The organism is Kibdelosporangium phytohabitans, from assembly GCF_001302585.1.
In the GTDB taxonomy this organism is placed as follows: Bacteria; Actinomycetota; Actinomycetes; order Mycobacteriales; family Pseudonocardiaceae; genus Kibdelosporangium; species Kibdelosporangium phytohabitans.
This window is the reverse complement of sequence record NZ_CP012752.1, coordinates 11,547,917-11,562,301: the sequence shown is the minus strand read 5'-3', so window position 1 is coordinate 11,562,301 and position 14,385 is coordinate 11,547,917. Positions and strand designations below refer to the sequence as shown.

The following is a 14,385-nucleotide window of genomic DNA, read 5'->3' as shown; positions in this document are numbered from 1 at the left end:
ATGACCACAATCAAAGAGCGCAGCGAATTCATCCTGCGCACTCCGGCGGTCGGTCCGGCGATCGCGTTGGTCGTGGCGGTGGTGGTCTTTTCCGTCACCACGGACACGTTCCTCAACGTCGACAACCTGTCGCTGGTCGTCCAGCAGTCGCTGGTGATCGGCACCCTCGCGCTCGGCCAGACCCTGGTCATCCTGACCAGCGGCATCGACCTGGCCAACGCGGCGATCGCGGTGTTCGCGACCCTGCTGACGGCCAAGCTGACGCTCGAGTCCGGCATGCCGGGCATCGCCGCGCTGCTGATCGGGATCGTTGTCGCGGCGGGCATCGGCGCGGTGACCGGTGGCATCGTGACCGGATTCCGGTTGCCGCCGTTCATCGTCACGCTCGGCATGCTGACGATCGTCACGGCGGTCAGCCGGATCTACGCGTCCGGCCAGAGCTTCCCGGTCGACGACGACACCCTCGGCTTCCTCGGCCAGAAGCAGTACCTGTTCGGCCAGATCGAAGTCACCTACGGCATGGTCCTGATGCTGGTGATGTACATCGGGTTCTGGTACGCGCTGACCCGGACCGCTTGGGGCAAGCACGTTTACGCCGTCGGCAACGACCCGGAGGCCGCGCGGCTGTCCGGTATCCACGTGCGGCGCAGCCTGCTCGGCGTGTACGTCGTGGCCGGAGTGATCTACGGGATCGCGGCGTGGCAGGCGCTCGGCCGCGTGCCCAACGCCGACCCGAACGCGTTCCAGCTCGGCAACCTCGACTCCATCACGGCCGTGGTGATCGGCGGGACGAGCCTGTTCGGTGGGCGCGGCAGCGTGATCGGCACGCTCGTCGGCGCGTTGATCGTCGCGGTGCTGCGCAGCGGCCTGACCCAGGCCGGGATCGACAACCTGTACCAGGACGTGGCCACGGGTGTGCTCGTGATCGCCGCGGTCGCGGTGGACCGGTTCTCCCGGGGGAGGCAGCGATGACTCCGGTGCTCGAAGCGAAAGGCCTGGTCAAGCGGTACGGCCGGGTGACGGCGATGGACGGCGCCGACTTCGACCTGACCGCGGGCGAGGTGCTCGCGGTGGTCGGTGACAACGGCGCGGGCAAGTCCACGTTGATCAAAACCCTGTCCGGGGCGGTGATCCCGGACGAGGGCGAGATCTTCGTCAACGGCGAGCCGGTCCACTTCCACGGCCCGCTCGACGCGCGCAAGCACGGCATCGAGACCGTGTACCAGGACCTGGCGCTCGCCCAGGCGCAGGACATCGCCACGAACATGTTCCTGGGCAGGGAGAAACGGCGTCCCGGATTCCTCGGCGCGGTGTTCCGGCTGCTGGACTCCGGCGGTATGCGCGCCGAGGCGCGGCGGGTGCTCGACGAGCTGGGGATCAACATCAAGTCGATGACCCAGCCGGTGGAAACGTTGTCCGGCGGGCAAAGGCAGGCCGTCGCGGTCGCGCGGGCCGCCGCGTTCGGCACCCGGGTCGTGATCATGGACGAGCCGACCGCCGCACTCGGTGTCGCGGAGTCCGCCAAGGTGCTCGAACTGATCGGCCGGATCCGCGACCGCGGTCTGCCGGTGGTCCTGATCAGCCACAACATGCCGCACGTGTTCGAGATCGCCGACCGGGTGCACGTCCACCGCCTGGGCAGACGCGTCGCGGTGGTGTCGCCGAAGACGCATTCGATGAACGAGGTCGTGGGCCTGTTGACGGGTGCGTTGCGGATGGGCGACGACGGCAGGATCGACGAAGTCGGTGTGACGACGGGTCTGGGCCGTTGATCCTCGCCGTCGGTCTGTGCACAGTGGATCTTGTCCAGCGCGTGGACGTCCTCCCGGTGCCGGGTCAGAAGGTGCAGTCCGGCTCGGTCGAGCTGGTCGCGGGCGGTCCGGCGGCGAACGCGGCGATCACCGTCGCCGCGCTCGGCGGGCAGGTCAGGCTGGTCACTGTGCTCGGCGCGCACCCGTTGGCGGACTTGGCAAGGCGCGATCTCGAGCACTACGGCGTCGAGGTGGTCGACGTCCGGCCGGATCGCGCCGAGCCGCCGGCGGTCAGCGCGGTGTCCGTGCGGATCGGCGACGGCGAACGAACAGTCGTGTCCCACAACGCCGCCGGTACGACAGCCACCGCGGCAATCGATTTGTCCGATGTGGACGCTGTGTTGCTCGACGGGCACCACCCGGCGCTGGCGCTCGCGGCGGCCCGTGCCGAGGTGCCGGTGATCCTGGACGCGGGCAGCCGCAAGGCTGTTTTCGACGAGTTGCTGCCGATGGTCGACGTGTGCGCGTGCTCGTCCGCGTTCCGGGATCCCGTCGAGTGCCCGGTCGTGACGCGCACGAACGGCCCCGGCCCGGTGCGCTGGTGCGCAGGTGCCGAGAGTGGCGAAGTGCCTGTGCCGCCAGTGGAAGCGAAGGACACCTCGGGGGCTGGTGACGTCTGGCACGGCGCGCTGGCGCTCGCGATCTCGCGGCTCGGCCGTGTCCCCGCAGCCGCCGACTTGCCGGACCTGATCCGATACGCCAACCGCGTCGCCGGTCAGCGTGTGCTGCACGAAGGAGCGAGCTGGCGCGATGGACTTCGCTGAACTGGTTGACCGGGCGCGGGCGCTGGCCGCGGCGAACCGGGCCATGCTCGGCATCTGCGGCGCGCCGGGCGCGGGCAAGTCGACGCTGGCCGCCCGGCTCGTCGAGGCGCTCGGCGATCTGGCGGTTTATGTCGGGATGGACGGTTTCCACCTGGCGCAAGCCGAGTTGGTGCGGCTGGGCCGGGCCGAACGCAAGGGCGCACTGGACACCTTCGACGGCGCCGGCTATGTGAACCTGCTCAGGAGGCTGAGAGGCCAAGGTGACGAGGTGGTGTACGCGCCGGAGTTCCGCAGGGCGATCGAGGAACCGGTGGCCTGCGCGGTCCCGGTGTTCCCCGAGACCCGGCTGGTGGTCACGGAGGGCAACTACCTGCTGGTGCCGGACGAGCCGTGGGCCCAGGTCCGCGACCTGCTCGACGAGGTCTGGTTCATCAGCCTGGACGAGGGCGAACGGCATCGCAGGCTGATCGCGAGGCACGAGGAGTTCGGGCGCAGCCCCGGCGAGGCCCGTGACAGAGCGTTGGGGTCCGATGAACGCAACGCAAGCGTGATCAACGCTACGGCGGAGCGTGCCGATCTCGTGCTACGGGGGTAGCGGGCACATCTCGCGCTGTGGAATGTCCTATAACAGCGTGCTCACGACGCCGGATTTGTAGACAGTCGTGCGGCACTATGGCGGAGCGGCCTTCCCCCGATCTGCAGCGGCCGCACGAAAGGACGGACCGAGATGCCCACGTTGAGCGGCGTGCATCACATCGCGCTGACCGTGACCGACGTGGATCGCAGCGTCCCCTGGTACGAGCGTGTCCTCGGGTTCAGCGTCGTCGGCACCCAGGACGAGGACGCGCTCGGCGTGCGGAAGGTGTTCCTGCGCGGCCCAGGTGACGGTTTCGCGCTCACCCTGATCCAGCACCCCTTCGCGGCTGGCAGCTCGTTCGACGAGAAGCGGCCGGGTCTGGACCACCTGTCGTTCTCGGTTCCCGACGAGGGCTGCCTGACCGAGTGGACCGACCGGCTCGACGAGCACGGCGTGATGTACTCGCCGATCACCGAGGAGCACAGCGCCCCGGGTACGTCGGTGATCGCGTTGCGCGACCCGGACGGGATCCAGCTGGTGCTGTGGGCGGAGAAACCCTAGTCGCCGGACACGGACACGAGTTCGGTGGGTTTGCGCATTTCCTGGCGGTAGCGCCAGATCCCCCACGCGGTGCCCACGACGAAGAACGCGATGCCGACGGTGACAGCGGTCGTGATCACCCACGGGTACTGGTTGAGCAGGCCCGCGCCGTAGAAACCGAGCAGGACGAGCGTCGGCACCCACAGCACGGCACCGACCGCGGTCGCGGTCATGTACCTGCGCGGGTCCATCGCCGCCGCGCCCGCGATCATCGGCGCCAGCGTGCGGATCCACGGGATCCAGCGGGCCAGCACGATCGCCCAGAAACCGCGGCGGTCGAGGAAGTCGCGGGCTTTGGTGAGCTTTTCCGGGGTCAGCACGCGGCCGCCGAGCCGCCCGGTCAGCGAGCTGCCCGCCTTGCGGCCGATGTGGTAGCCGAGCTGGTTGCCGACCACGGCGATGATCGTGGCGGCGACGGACAGCGCCCACGCCTCCGCGTCGTGTGAACCGTGCTGGGCCAGGACGAGTCCGGCGGTGAACAGCAGCGAGTCGCCCGGCAGGAACAGCCCGACGATGAATGCGCACTCGACGAACACGAAGCCGAGCACGATCAGCCAGACCATCAGCGGACCGTTCTCCGCCAACCAGCCAACCACGTTCACCTGACGGAGCGTACGTCAGAGATCGTGCGGCTCAAGAGGAAACGAAGTCGGCCACGTAACGAATCGCTTGCCTGCCCTCGGGCACCACGTTGGAGAACAACGGGAAGACGTGCACCTGGCCGGGCCACTCCTGCAGCTCGCACCGGATTTCCGCACCGCGCAGCGACGCGGCGAGTCGCCGTGCGTCGTCCAGCAGGCACTCCGTGTCACCGACCTGGATCAGCGACGGCGGCCACCCGGACTTGTCGGCGGTGAGCACACCGGGCCGCTCCGCGCGCGGGTCCCGGTCACCGAGATACGCCCGGCGGCACTTCAGGATCGCGCTGGGGGCGACGAACGGGTCACGGCGGACGAGATCCCTGCCCTGCGCCAGTTCACCGCTCAGGTCGAGCCACGGGGAGAGGAAAACGGCATGGCTGGGCATCGGCAGGCCGTGCCGTTTCAGATCGGCCAGCAGGCACGCGGCCAGGTGCCCGCCCGCCGAGTCCCCGGAGACCACGATCCGGTCCGCCGGAATCCCGCGGTCGAGCAACTGCCGGTACACCTCCAGGCAGTCGTCAGCCGCCGCCGGATACGGGTGTTCCGGCGCCCGCCGGTAGTCCGGCAGGAACACCGGGCGTTTGGTGCGCCGCGAAAGGATCACCGCGAAACCGCGGTGCGAGCGCGACGACCCGAACACGAACCCGCCGCCGTGCAGGTGCAGCACGATCCCGTTGGCCACGCTCGCGCCCTTGGCCCGCACCCAGACGCCTCGGACGTCGCCGTAGCGAGCCGTCCACGTCCTCGTGCCGCGCGGCAGCCGTCGCAGGCCACCGGAGTCGGCGACCCGGCGGAGCATCCGCAGCTGCACGCCGCCGAATGCCCACCGGTCCGCCGCGGGGCGCACCCGGGTGGCGAAGAAGTGCTCGAGCCGCGCACTCTGCACACTCGCTGTGGCCGGTACGTCCATGGCCCCGATTGTTGACACTCGGTCAACTACGCGCAAGCTCACCCAGCAGGGCCCACGTCCGCTTGCGGTCCTCGGCCGAGCCGAGCGAGGTGTTGCTGAACACGACGTCGGTCGCGCCCGCGTCGAAGAACCGCTCGACCTCCGCCGCGACCGTCTCCTCGTCGCCGATCACCGCGACGTCCGCGGCGTGCTCGACCCCGGCCTGGTCCAGCACCTTCCGGTACGACGGGATCGAGCCGTACAGCTCGAGCTGACGGCGGGCCGTCGCCTTCACCTCGTCGACGTTCGCCGTGACCACGCCGGGCACGGTCGCCACCACCCGCCGCTTCGCGCCGCCGGAGGCCTTCGTCAACGCGGGCACGATGTGCTGCTCGATCACCTTGGGCGCGGCCAGGTACGGCAGGGTGCCGTCGGCCAGCTCGCCGGTGACCTTCAGCGCCTGCGGACCCATCGCCGCGACGATGATCGGCACCGGGTCCGCGCCCGGCAACGCGCCGGGCAGGAAGTTCTTGGCCACCAGCGTCTCGCCCTGGTAGTCGGCCTCGCCGTCGGCCAGCAGGGTCCGGATCGCCTCGAGGTACTCACGCAGGTACGTGATCGGGCGTTCCCACTTGATGCCGTAGGCGGACTCGACGATGAACGGGGCCGACAGGCCGAGGCCCAGCGTGAACCGGCCGTGCGTGGCCGCCTGCGCCGTCCTGGCCTGCGCGGCGACCGCGAGCGGGTGCCTGCCGAAGATCGGCACGATCCCGGTGGCGACCTCGATCCCCGGCACCTCCCGGCCGGCCAGCGCGGCCATGGCGGGCGCGTCGAAGTCGTAGAGCTGCGCGAACCACACGTGCGACAGGCCCGCGTCGGCGGCCTCCCGCGTCAGGCCGACGTACGTGTCCACAGCGTTGGGTTCGGTGGGATGGGCGAACGGGAACGAAACCCCAGTAGTCATGTTCGTTCGCAACCCGGCGAACGAGCGGGTTCTTCCCTACGCGGCGACAATCTCGGACGCGACCTCGCGGACGAACTCGCCGATCTGCCGCAGCGCCGCGTTGGCCTCGGGCAGCCACGGCGCGAACCAGTGGAAGACGTGCACCTGACCGGGCCAGATCCGCAGGTCGCAGTAGCTGCCGGAGCGGCGCAGCGACTCGGCCATCTGCTCGGAGTCGCCACGCAGGCATTCGGTGTCGCCGACGTGGATCAGCACGGGCGGCCAGCCGCGCTTGCGCACCTTCAGCACGTCCAGCCTGTGGTGGGTCAGCATCTCCCCGGCGTACGCCGTGCCGCACCAGATCGCGTAGTCCGGCGGCACGAACGGGTCCCGCAGCGCCTTGTCACGGGAGGCCAGCTCGGCGCCGGTCAGGTCGAGGAACGGCGACAGCATGACCGCCGAACTCGGCATCGGCAGCTTCTCGTCCGCGATGTCCGCCAGCAGGCACGCGGTCAGGTGCCCACCGGCCGAGTCGCCGCCGACCACGATCTGCGACGGCTGATAGCCCTCGCCCAGCAGCCACCGGTACGCCGACAGCGCGTCCTCGGCCGCTGCGGGGAACGGGTACTCCGGCGCCAGCCGGTAGTCCAGCACCAGCACCGGCAGCCCGGCCGACGCGGAGATCCGGGACGCCAGCTGGCGGTGCGTGCGCGGCGACCCGCAGACGAACCCGCCGCCGTGCAGGTACAGCATGATCCGGCCGGAATCCCTGGCTTCCCTGGCGGTGACGAGCTGGCTGGGCACACCGCCCGCGGTGACGGGCTTGACCTTCGTGCCACGCGGCAACGGAGTGCGGCCGAGCGCGTCGAACGCCTCGCGCACGATCCGCAGCGGAGTCGATCCAGGGCGGACCACGCCACCGAACACGCGCAGACTGCGCATCATGGCCAGTGCGAGCACCCGGCTCGCCACGCTGGGGGTAGCAGGTAGCTCAACCATGGCGATGCCTCCCCGACGCCTCGTCGACTGTGACGTGACACCAATCACTGTAGATCACCCGGAGGCTGGTTCGCTGCCCTCCGAAAGACTTGTTCAGGGGATGCCCCGACCTGGAGTTACCGTAAACACATGACTCTGGCAGAGCGGCTGAGGACGGCGCTTGGCGCGGACGCGGTCATCACCGACCCGGCCGTGACCAGCAGCTACGAGCGCGACATGATGCCGTTGGCGCCCAACGGGTCGCCGCTGGCCGTCGTGCTCCCGTCGAGCACTGCCCAAGTCCAGGCCGTCGTGCGGATCTGCGCGGAGCTCGGGGTGCCGATCGTCCCGCGCGGCGCGGGCAGCGGCCTTTCCGGTGCCGCCAACGCGATCGACGGCTGCGTCATGCTCGTCACCACGCGGATGAGGGAAATACTGGAGATCGACGCGGACAACCGGCTCGCGGTCGTGCAACCGGGCGTGGTCAACCTCGATTTCCGCGACGCGGTGGAGAAGAACGGGCTGTTCTACCCGCCGGACCCGTCCAGCTACGACTGGTGCACGATCGGCGGCAACGTCTCCACCAACGCGGGCGGCCTGTGCTGCGTCAAGTACGGCGTCACCACGGATTCGGTACTGGGCTTGGAAGTCGTGCTCGCCGACGGCGAGGTGCTGCGGACCGGCCGCCGGACGGTCAAGGGCGTCGCGGGCTACGACCTGACGAAGCTGTTCATCGGCAGCGAGGGCACGCTGGGCGTCGTCACCGAGATCACGGTCGCGTTGCGCCCCTTGCCACACGCGCCAGGCACGACCATCGCGGCGTTCCCGACCATCGAGGCCGCGGGCAACGCCGTGTCCCGGATCGTGCGCGAAGGCGTTGTGCCGTCACTGATGGAGATCATGGACGCCACGTCGATCAAGGCGGCCGAGGAGTACCTGAAGACGGAACTGGGCGCGGGCCAGGGTTGCGCGGCGCTGCTGCTGTGCCAGTCGGACGCAGGCGGCGAGGCGGCACGGCACGAACTCGAAGTGATCGAACAGGTCTGCCACGCGGCGGGCGCTGATCTGGCGTACACGACCCACGATCTGGCCGAGGGGCAGATGCTCCTGCAGGCGCGGCGCGTGGTGCTGACCGCGTTGGAGCTCTACGGCACGTGGCTGACCGACGACGTGTGCGTGCCGCGGACCCGGATCGCGGAACTGCTCACCGGTTGCGAACGGATCAGCCAGGAGTGCGGGCTGCGGATCGCGGTCGTCGGCCACGCGGGCGACGGCAACATGCACCCCACGATCGTCTACGACGCCTCATCGGACGATGAATTCGCCCGTGCCCGCAAGGCTTTCGACGACATCCTCGAAGTCGGCCTGGGCCTCGGCGGCACGGTCACCGGCGAGCACGGCGTCGGGAAGATCAAGAAGGACTGGCTCGAGCGTGAGATCGGCCCGGTGGGCATGCGCGTCCACCGGGCCGTCAAAGCCGCTCTGGATCCGGGGAACCTGTTCAACCCGGGCTCCATGTTCTAGCGTTCGAGCTTGGGCAGCACCTGGGTCTCGGCGCCCGCCACCGCGGCGATGTGCTTCTTCTCCTTGCGCGCCCTGACCACCTCGATGATGATCGGCACGATCGAGAGCAGCACGATCAGGATGATCATCATCTCGATGTTGTTGCGCACGAACTCGATCTTGCCGAGGAAGTAGCCGAGCACGGTCAGCCCGGCCGCCCACAGCACACCGCCGATGGCCGAGTACGTGAAGAACTTCTTCTGCTCCATCTTGCCCACGCCCGCGATGGCGGTGATGAACGTCCGGACAATGGGGACGAACCGGGCAAGCACGATGGCGCGTGGCCCGTACCTGTCGAAGAACTCGTGCGTCTTGGCGACGTACTCCTGCTTGAACAGCTTGGAGTCCGGCTTGTTGAACAACTTCGGCCCGACCCACCGGCCGATCCAGTAGCCGGTCGCGTTGCCGACGAACGCGCACACGGCCAGCAACGTGCACAGCAGCCACAGCGGCTCGGTGATGATGCCCTTGGCGTTGAACAGCCCGGCCATGAACAGAAGCGAGTCACCGGGCAGGAAGAAGCCCACCAGCAGCCCGCATTCGGCGAAGATGACCAGGCAGAGGCCGACGAGCATGAACCCGCCGAGCCCGGTGAGCAGTCCTTCTGCGCTCAGCCAGCTAGGCAGGAACGACATGGTGTTGGTGGTCACGGCCGACCACGGTACCCGGGATTCCTCAGAGCACGGTGAGCAGACCCACCACGGCACCGCACGCGAGCCCCAGCGCGACCGCGACGAGCATCATCGACCAGCCGCCCAGCTTGCGCCTCGGCAGCGGCATCGGCGCTTCTTCCTCGGCCATGGCCTGGGTCTGCAGCCGCGCGGCCAGCCCGAGGTCGTCGCCGGACAGCAGCCCGAAGCCGGGCATCGCGGGCGGACCGGTCTGGACGGCCTGTGCGCGCAACGCCTCCGAGAGCAGCTGCTCCGGGTCCTTCTCCTTGGCCACGAGGGCCAACCTACTTGACCCACTCCCCGCGGGCCATCACACCGGTCGGCCGCAGCTCGGCGTCGAGCAGCACGAAGTCCGCCGCGAGGCCCACGGTCAGCGACCCGGTCTCCTCGCTCAGGCCCAGCAGCGCGGCCGGTCGCGTCGAACACGCCGTGACCGCCTCGCGGATGGTCAGCCCGCAGCCGGTGACCAGGTTGCGGAAGGCCGCGTCCATGGTGAGCGTGCTGCCTGCCAGCGATCCGCCGCCCGCGATCCTCGGCACCCCGTCGGTCACCGTGACCTCGAGCCCGCCCACGTCGTACACGCCGTCACCGACACCGGCGGCCGCGATCGCGTCCGTGATCAGCACGGTCCTGCCCGGCCCGGCGTGCCTCGCCGCCAGCCGGACGACCGTCGGGTGCACGTGCACCAGGTCGACGATCAGCTCGACCGTGATGCGCGGGTCGTCCAGCAGCGCGCCGATCGGCCCGGGTTCGCGGTGGTGCAACGGCCGCATGCCGTTGAACAGGTGCGTGGCCACGGTCGCGCCCGCGTCGATGGCGGGCAGCACGGTCGCCTCGGTCGCGTCGGTGTGCCCGAGCGCCGCGATCACCCCGTTGTCGACCAGCGTGTGGACCGCGTTGACCGCGTTGTCCAGCTCGGGCGCGATGGTGATCATGCTGACCGCGCCGTCGCCCGCGGCGAGCAGCTTGCGGATCGACGACGGCTCCGGCGGGCACAGGATGGCCGGGTCGTGCGCGCCGCAGCGGGCCGCGGACAGGAACGGGCCCTCCAGGTGGATGCCCGCGATCAACCCGTCCTTGACCAGCTCGGCCAGTGCGGCGACCTGGTTGACCAGCTCGGGAACCGGGCGTGAGACCAGCGAGGCGAGCATGGTCGTCGTGCCGTGCCTGCGATGGGCCTCGACCGCCGTGCCGATGCGCAACGGATCGGTGTCGGTGAACGCCTCTCCGCCGCCACCGTGGCAGTGGATGTCGACGAAACCGGGCACGACCCACGCGCCTGCCGCGTCCGTCACGGGGACGCCTGACTGCTCGGGGTGACCCGAGCCGATCGCGGTGATCGTGCCGTTCTCGACTTCCAGCCACCCGGGATCGATGACGCCGTCGGGCGTCACGACCTTGGCCCCACTGATCACCAGGTGCGTCATGGTGACGATGATGGGACATGAACCCGTGATTGGTCTATACCAACGAGCGAGCGTCACTCGCCCGCATGAGTACGGACGTCTTGGTGTAGCGCCAAACGGCCGCTACGCGGGGCCCGCCATAATTTTCTGCAGCGCGTCCAGCGCACGGGACGCCGTGGACTTCACGGTGCCCTTCGAGATGCCGGCGGCATCGGCGATCTCCGCTTCGGACAAACCGCCGTAATAACGCAGAACAAGCACCTCACGCTGCCGCGGCGGCAGCTGGGACAGCGCCTGCACGACAGCCTGGTGCTCGGCCGTGAGCATGGCGAGGCTCTCGGCGGAACGCGCGTTCACCGCGTGCGGCGGCGTGTAGTCACGAGCGGTCTTGCGGCGGCGCAACACACTGCGGGACCCGTTCACCACGGCTGTGCGCAGGTAGCCGACCGCAGCCGCGCCGTCACGCAGATTGGACCAATGCCGGTGCAGGCCCGTGAACGCCTCCTGCACCACGTCCTCGGCCGTCGCGGGCTCGTCGACCAGTAGCAACGCCAGCCGGACAAGCCGCATCCGGTGCATTCGGTACAGGTCTTCCAGCGTCAGCCGGGCCGGCGTCTCGGCGATGCCGCCGCCGTCGAGCGCGCGCAAGCGAGTCAGCGTGGTTTCCACGCTGCGCTCCGCGTTGTTGTCCGGGCCTGGCCACATCGGTGTGCCGCCCCGGGACTGCTGCGACGGCTGGTTGCCGCCGAAAGTGCCGCCATGACCTGTCACGCTCTGAGCGTATCGGTCGCCCGGCCTGACCACAGCGTCCGATCATCAAGAACATCCCGGCAGGCCACTACCATCGGCGCCATGGCCTGGTTCACCGCTGACGTCACGTACACGACAGACCGCGACAAGCTCGCCGCCGTGCGCCCCGCGCACCGCGACTACCTGCGCGAACTCACCGACCAGGGGGTCGTCGTCGCGGCCGGGCCGTGGGCGGACGACCTCGGTGGCTTCGTGGTCTACCAGGTCGAGGACCGAGCCCAATTGGACAAGGTCCTCGCCGGCGACCCGTACACGACCGAAGGCGTCGCGGCCGAGCGCGCGGTCCGGGAGTGGAAGATCACTCTCGGATCCTGGCTGCCCGAGTCCTGAGCCCTAGTACGTCCCGCCGAGCTTGCGGTGGTCCCAGCTGACCACTTTGGTCGGCCGGAACACCAGGCCGACGCGCTTCTCGGCCTGGGTGCGGATGAACTGCGCCGCGGCCGTGACCACCTCGGTGTTGCCAGGGGACATCTTGCCGAGCAGCTCGGTGCCGATCAGGACGATCTGCTCGGTGTCCTCGACGATCTCCACGTCGCACTCCATGGACACGCCCTGCAGTTCCTCGTAGGCGACACCGCTCTCCACGAGCACGGTCGCCTCGGCAAGTCGGCGTAGGTTCGCCACTTTCTGCGACGTGCCGTAGGTCCACGTGGCGATGCCGTCGCCATCCATGATGTAGAACACCGGCACGATGTGCGGGCGTCCCTTCGGGCCGATCGTGGCCACGTTGGCCACCCGCCCGGTCTCGAGGTACGCGCGGACCTCGTCGGGCGTCATCTTGATCTGCTCGCGGCGTGACATGGAGCTGATCTAACCCCTCCTGGCCTCTGTCCGTGCGTCGAGATCGGCCCGTGCACCCGGTCCGACGATGCTGGCTTCCTTGCTGCCCCGCTTGGCGATGTCCTCGATGGCGGCCTTGTCCGCCTTGGGGATCATGCCGCGGGTGGCCAGCTCGACGATCCGCGGCAGCAGCGCGCGGACCAGCTTGGTCGCACCGACCCAGCCGGGCACGTGGATGGCACGGGCGCGCTTGACGATGCCGTTGCTGATCAGGTCGACCGCCAGCGAGAGCGGGTACGTCTTGCCCGCCAGGCCGGGTGCGTTCGTGCGCAGCGAGCCGAAGACGGGGTGCTTGTCGGCGCTGTTGACCATGTCGGTGGCGATCCACGTCGGGTGTGCGACGCCAACGGACACACCCAGGTGATGAACCTCGGCGCGGAGGCTGTTGGCGAACGCCTCGGCGCCTGCCTTGGCCGCGCTGTAGGCGGCGTTGCCGGGGATGTGCATGATCGCCGCGGCGGAGGACACGATCAGCGCGTAACCGCGTCGCTCGATCAGGTGCGGCAGGGCCACGCGGACCGTGCGCCAGACACCGAGCAGGTCGACCTCGATCACGCGCTCGAACGCGTCGCGGTCGATCGAACGCACGAAGCCGGTCGCCGCGATCCCGGCGTTGGCCACGACGACGTCGATCCCGCCGAAGTGCGCGACCACACCGTTGACGGCCTGCTCCAGCGAATCCCAGTCGGTGACGTTGGCTTCCCAGTGCGCGGCGTCCGGGCCGCACTCGGCCGCGACCTTCTTGAGCTCCTCGGGCTCCAGCCCGACCAGCGCGAGCTTGGCGCCTTGCTTGGCCAGGCGTTTGGCCACGCCCGCGCCGATCCCGCGGGCGGCCCCAGTGATCAGTACAACCTTGCCGTTGACGTTGCGACTGCCCACTGGGGCCTCCTCACCCTCGGGTCCGGCTCGGTCCGCCGCACCCAACCTACTGTTAGTAAGCTACTGTGAGTCAGGAAGAGGCCTGAGTCAATCCGTCCAGCTCGTCAGCGGTCAGTTCCAGCGTGACGGACCGCAGCAACGCAGGCAGTTGCTCCGGGGTGCGAGCGCTCGCGATCGGCGCGGTGACGGTCGGCTGCTGCCGCAGCCACGCAAGCGCGACACTCCCCACCGGCACGTCGTGCACGGCCGCGATCTCGTCCAACCGGGACAACACACGCTTGCCCCGCTCGTCGTAGTAGTTCGACGCACTCCTGGCACGGACGCTGCCCCCGCCGTCACCGTCCCTGCCCCGGTACTTGCCCGTCAGGAATCCCCTGGCCAACCCGTAGTACGGGAACACGGCAAGGTTCTCCTTGGCCGCGATGGGCGCGTACTCCGACTCGTACTGATCGCGCTCCACCAGGTTGTATTCCGGCTGCAACGCCACATACCGGGCGAGACCGTCCCGATCAGACGCCGCCAGCGACTGCGTGATCCGCTCGCCACTGAGGTTCGACGCACCGATGTACCGGACCTTGCCCTCCTCGACCAGCTCGGTGAACGCGCCGAGAGTCTCCTCGACCGGGATGCCCGGCTCGTCGAAGTGCGCCCAGTACAGATCGATCCGGTCAGTCCCCAGCCTGCGCAGCGAGGCCTCGGCGGCTGCCTTGACTGCCCTGGCTGACAGGCTCTTGAACTCGGGGTGCGCGCCGACCTTCGTGGCCAGGACGACGCGGTCGCGGTTGCCGCGCTCGGCCAGCCACTGGCCGATGATCGTCTCGGACTCCCCGCCGGCGTTGCCCGGCGCCCACGCGCTGTAGGAGTCGGCCGTGTCCAGGAAGTTGCCCCCGGCTTCGGCGTAGCGGTCCATGATCGCGAACGAGGTCGCCTTGTCCGCCGTGTACCCGAAGATGTTGGTACCGAGGTTGAGCGGGAACACATCGAGATCGGTTCCGGGAATGTTCGACATGCGT

General features: G+C 69.2%; 18 protein-coding genes. 7 read left to right on the top strand and 11 right to left on the bottom strand.

Annotated elements, in window-relative coordinates; genetic code table 11:
• The 5 genes from AOZ06_RS52040 (at position 1) to AOZ06_RS52020 (ending at position 3,713) form a co-directional block, all read left to right on the top strand.
• The gene (locus AOZ06_RS52040) at positions 1 to 972 is read left to right on the top strand and encodes an ABC transporter permease (protein ID WP_054296151.1); all 972 of its coding nucleotides are present in this window, start codon (positions 1 to 3) and stop codon (positions 970 to 972) included.
• Positions 969 to 1,772 (top strand): ATP-binding cassette domain-containing protein, encoded by an 804-nt coding sequence (locus AOZ06_RS52035; RefSeq protein ID WP_054296150.1) that lies wholly within the window; start codon positions 969 to 971, stop codon positions 1,770 to 1,772. The genes AOZ06_RS52040 and AOZ06_RS52035 overlap by 4 nt, the downstream gene beginning before the upstream one ends.
• On the top strand, positions 1,772 to 2,575 hold the full coding sequence (locus AOZ06_RS52030) for a PfkB family carbohydrate kinase (RefSeq protein ID WP_054297546.1): 804 nt from the start codon (positions 1,772 to 1,774) through the stop codon (positions 2,573 to 2,575). Before AOZ06_RS52035 ends, AOZ06_RS52030 begins: the two co-directional genes overlap by 1 nt.
• Entirely contained in the window at positions 2,562 to 3,170 is a 609-nt protein-coding gene (locus AOZ06_RS52025) for a nucleoside/nucleotide kinase family protein (protein ID WP_054296149.1), read from the top strand. Before AOZ06_RS52030 ends, AOZ06_RS52025 begins: the two co-directional genes overlap by 14 nt.
• 132 nt (positions 3,171 to 3,302) lie before the next feature.
• Complete coding sequence (locus tag AOZ06_RS52020) at positions 3,303 to 3,713, top strand: VOC family protein (RefSeq protein WP_054296148.1); 411 nt, start codon at positions 3,303 to 3,305, stop codon at positions 3,711 to 3,713.
• Here the strand turns inward: AOZ06_RS52020 and AOZ06_RS52015 are convergent.
• From AOZ06_RS52015 to AOZ06_RS52000, 4 genes are all read right to left on the bottom strand, one after another.
• Positions 3,710 to 4,315 carry a DedA family protein gene (locus tag AOZ06_RS52015; RefSeq protein ID WP_083472924.1) on the bottom strand — a complete coding sequence of 202 codons (606 nt, stop codon included), beginning with the start codon at positions 4,313 to 4,315 and terminating at the stop codon, positions 3,710 to 3,712. The two genes, AOZ06_RS52020 and AOZ06_RS52015, sit on opposite strands and share 4 nt — an antisense overlap.
• 70 nt (positions 4,316 to 4,385) lie before the next feature.
• Positions 4,386 to 5,303 carry an alpha/beta hydrolase gene (locus tag AOZ06_RS52010; RefSeq protein WP_054296146.1) on the bottom strand — a complete coding sequence of 306 codons (918 nt, stop codon included), beginning with the start codon at positions 5,301 to 5,303 and terminating at the stop codon, positions 4,386 to 4,388.
• Between the two features lie 22 nt (positions 5,304 to 5,325).
• The gene (locus AOZ06_RS52005; protein ID WP_054296145.1) at positions 5,326 to 6,246 is read right to left on the bottom strand and encodes a TIGR03564 family F420-dependent LLM class oxidoreductase; all 921 of its coding nucleotides are present in this window, start codon (positions 6,244 to 6,246) and stop codon (positions 5,326 to 5,328) included.
• A 36-nt stretch (positions 6,247 to 6,282) separates the two neighbouring features.
• Positions 6,283 to 7,224 (bottom strand): alpha/beta hydrolase, encoded by a 942-nt coding sequence (locus AOZ06_RS52000; protein ID WP_083472500.1) that lies wholly within the window; start codon positions 7,222 to 7,224, stop codon positions 6,283 to 6,285.
• A 129-nt stretch (positions 7,225 to 7,353) separates the two neighbouring features.
• Between AOZ06_RS52000 and AOZ06_RS51995 the strand changes: the two genes are divergently transcribed.
• Positions 7,354 to 8,727 (top strand): FAD-binding oxidoreductase, encoded by a 1,374-nt coding sequence (locus tag AOZ06_RS51995; protein WP_054296143.1) that lies wholly within the window; start codon positions 7,354 to 7,356, stop codon positions 8,725 to 8,727.
• Here AOZ06_RS51995 and AOZ06_RS51990 read toward each other — a convergent pair.
• The 4 genes from AOZ06_RS51990 to AOZ06_RS51975 form a co-directional block, all read right to left on the bottom strand.
• Positions 8,724 to 9,401, bottom strand: coding sequence for a VTT domain-containing protein (locus tag AOZ06_RS51990; protein WP_054297545.1), 678 nt, complete (start codon positions 9,399 to 9,401; stop codon positions 8,724 to 8,726). The two genes, AOZ06_RS51995 and AOZ06_RS51990, sit on opposite strands and share 4 nt — an antisense overlap.
• Before the next feature lie 40 nt (positions 9,402 to 9,441).
• The gene (locus AOZ06_RS51985; protein WP_054296142.1) at positions 9,442 to 9,711 is read right to left on the bottom strand and encodes a hypothetical protein; all 270 of its coding nucleotides are present in this window, start codon (positions 9,709 to 9,711) and stop codon (positions 9,442 to 9,444) included.
• Between the two features lie 10 nt (positions 9,712 to 9,721).
• Positions 9,722 to 10,864, bottom strand: a complete 1,143-nt coding sequence (nagA, locus tag AOZ06_RS51980; RefSeq protein WP_054296141.1) for an N-acetylglucosamine-6-phosphate deacetylase — start codon at positions 10,862 to 10,864, stop codon at positions 9,722 to 9,724.
• A 102-nt stretch (positions 10,865 to 10,966) separates the two neighbouring features.
• Positions 10,967 to 11,548 (bottom strand): SigE family RNA polymerase sigma factor, encoded by a 582-nt coding sequence (locus AOZ06_RS51975; RefSeq protein WP_054297544.1) that lies wholly within the window; start codon positions 11,546 to 11,548, stop codon positions 10,967 to 10,969.
• A gap of 147 nt (positions 11,549 to 11,695) precedes the next feature.
• Between AOZ06_RS51975 and AOZ06_RS51970 the strand changes: the two genes are divergently transcribed.
• Positions 11,696 to 11,983 (top strand): YciI family protein, encoded by a 288-nt coding sequence (locus tag AOZ06_RS51970; RefSeq protein WP_054296140.1) that lies wholly within the window; start codon positions 11,696 to 11,698, stop codon positions 11,981 to 11,983.
• A 3-nt stretch (positions 11,984 to 11,986) separates the two neighbouring features.
• On the opposite strand, the gene AOZ06_RS51965 is transcribed toward AOZ06_RS51970, so the two are convergent.
• From AOZ06_RS51965 to AOZ06_RS51955, 3 genes are all read right to left on the bottom strand, one after another.
• Positions 11,987 to 12,454, bottom strand: coding sequence for a pyridoxamine 5'-phosphate oxidase family protein (locus AOZ06_RS51965; RefSeq protein ID WP_054296139.1), 468 nt, complete (start codon positions 12,452 to 12,454; stop codon positions 11,987 to 11,989).
• Between the two features lie 9 nt (positions 12,455 to 12,463).
• Positions 12,464 to 13,372, bottom strand: coding sequence for a short-chain dehydrogenase/reductase (locus tag AOZ06_RS51960; protein WP_054296138.1), 909 nt, complete (start codon positions 13,370 to 13,372; stop codon positions 12,464 to 12,466).
• A gap of 70 nt (positions 13,373 to 13,442) precedes the next feature.
• The gene (locus AOZ06_RS51955) at positions 13,443 to 14,381 is read right to left on the bottom strand and encodes an aldo/keto reductase (protein ID WP_054296137.1); all 939 of its coding nucleotides are present in this window, start codon (positions 14,379 to 14,381) and stop codon (positions 13,443 to 13,445) included.
• Between the last annotated feature and the right edge of the window lie 4 nt (positions 14,382 to 14,385).

Coding starts and splice junctions, on each gene's coding strand:
- AOZ06_RS52040 (WP_054296151.1), top strand. CDS start 1: ATGACCACAATCAAAGAGCGCAGCGAATTCATCCTGCGCACTCCGGCG.
- AOZ06_RS52035 (WP_054296150.1), top strand. CDS start 969: ATGACTCCGGTGCTCGAAGCGAAAGGCCTGGTCAAGCGGTACGGCCGG.
- AOZ06_RS52025 (WP_054296149.1), top strand. CDS start 2,562: ATGGACTTCGCTGAACTGGTTGACCGGGCGCGGGCGCTGGCCGCGGCG.
- AOZ06_RS52020 (WP_054296148.1), top strand. CDS start 3,303: ATGCCCACGTTGAGCGGCGTGCATCACATCGCGCTGACCGTGACCGAC.
- AOZ06_RS52015 (WP_083472924.1), bottom strand. CDS start 4,315: ATGGTCTGGCTGATCGTGCTCGGCTTCGTGTTCGTCGAGTGCGCATTC.
- AOZ06_RS52010 (WP_054296146.1), bottom strand. CDS start 5,303: ATGGACGTACCGGCCACAGCGAGTGTGCAGAGTGCGCGGCTCGAGCAC.
- AOZ06_RS52005 (WP_054296145.1), bottom strand. CDS start 6,246: ATGACTACTGGGGTTTCGTTCCCGTTCGCCCATCCCACCGAACCCAAC.
- AOZ06_RS52000 (WP_083472500.1), bottom strand. CDS start 7,224: ATGGTTGAGCTACCTGCTACCCCCAGCGTGGCGAGCCGGGTGCTCGCA.
- AOZ06_RS51995 (WP_054296143.1), top strand. CDS start 7,354: ATGACTCTGGCAGAGCGGCTGAGGACGGCGCTTGGCGCGGACGCGGTC.
- AOZ06_RS51990 (WP_054297545.1), bottom strand. CDS start 9,401: ATGTCGTTCCTGCCTAGCTGGCTGAGCGCAGAAGGACTGCTCACCGGG.
- nagA (WP_054296141.1), bottom strand. CDS start 10,864: ATGACGCACCTGGTGATCAGTGGGGCCAAGGTCGTGACGCCCGACGGC.
- AOZ06_RS51975 (WP_054297544.1), bottom strand. CDS start 11,548: ATGTGGCCAGGCCCGGACAACAACGCGGAGCGCAGCGTGGAAACCACG.
- AOZ06_RS51970 (WP_054296140.1), top strand. CDS start 11,696: ATGGCCTGGTTCACCGCTGACGTCACGTACACGACAGACCGCGACAAG.
- AOZ06_RS51965 (WP_054296139.1), bottom strand. CDS start 12,454: ATGTCACGCCGCGAGCAGATCAAGATGACGCCCGACGAGGTCCGCGCG.
- AOZ06_RS51955 (WP_054296137.1), bottom strand. CDS start 14,381: ATGTCGAACATTCCCGGAACCGATCTCGATGTGTTCCCGCTCAACCTC.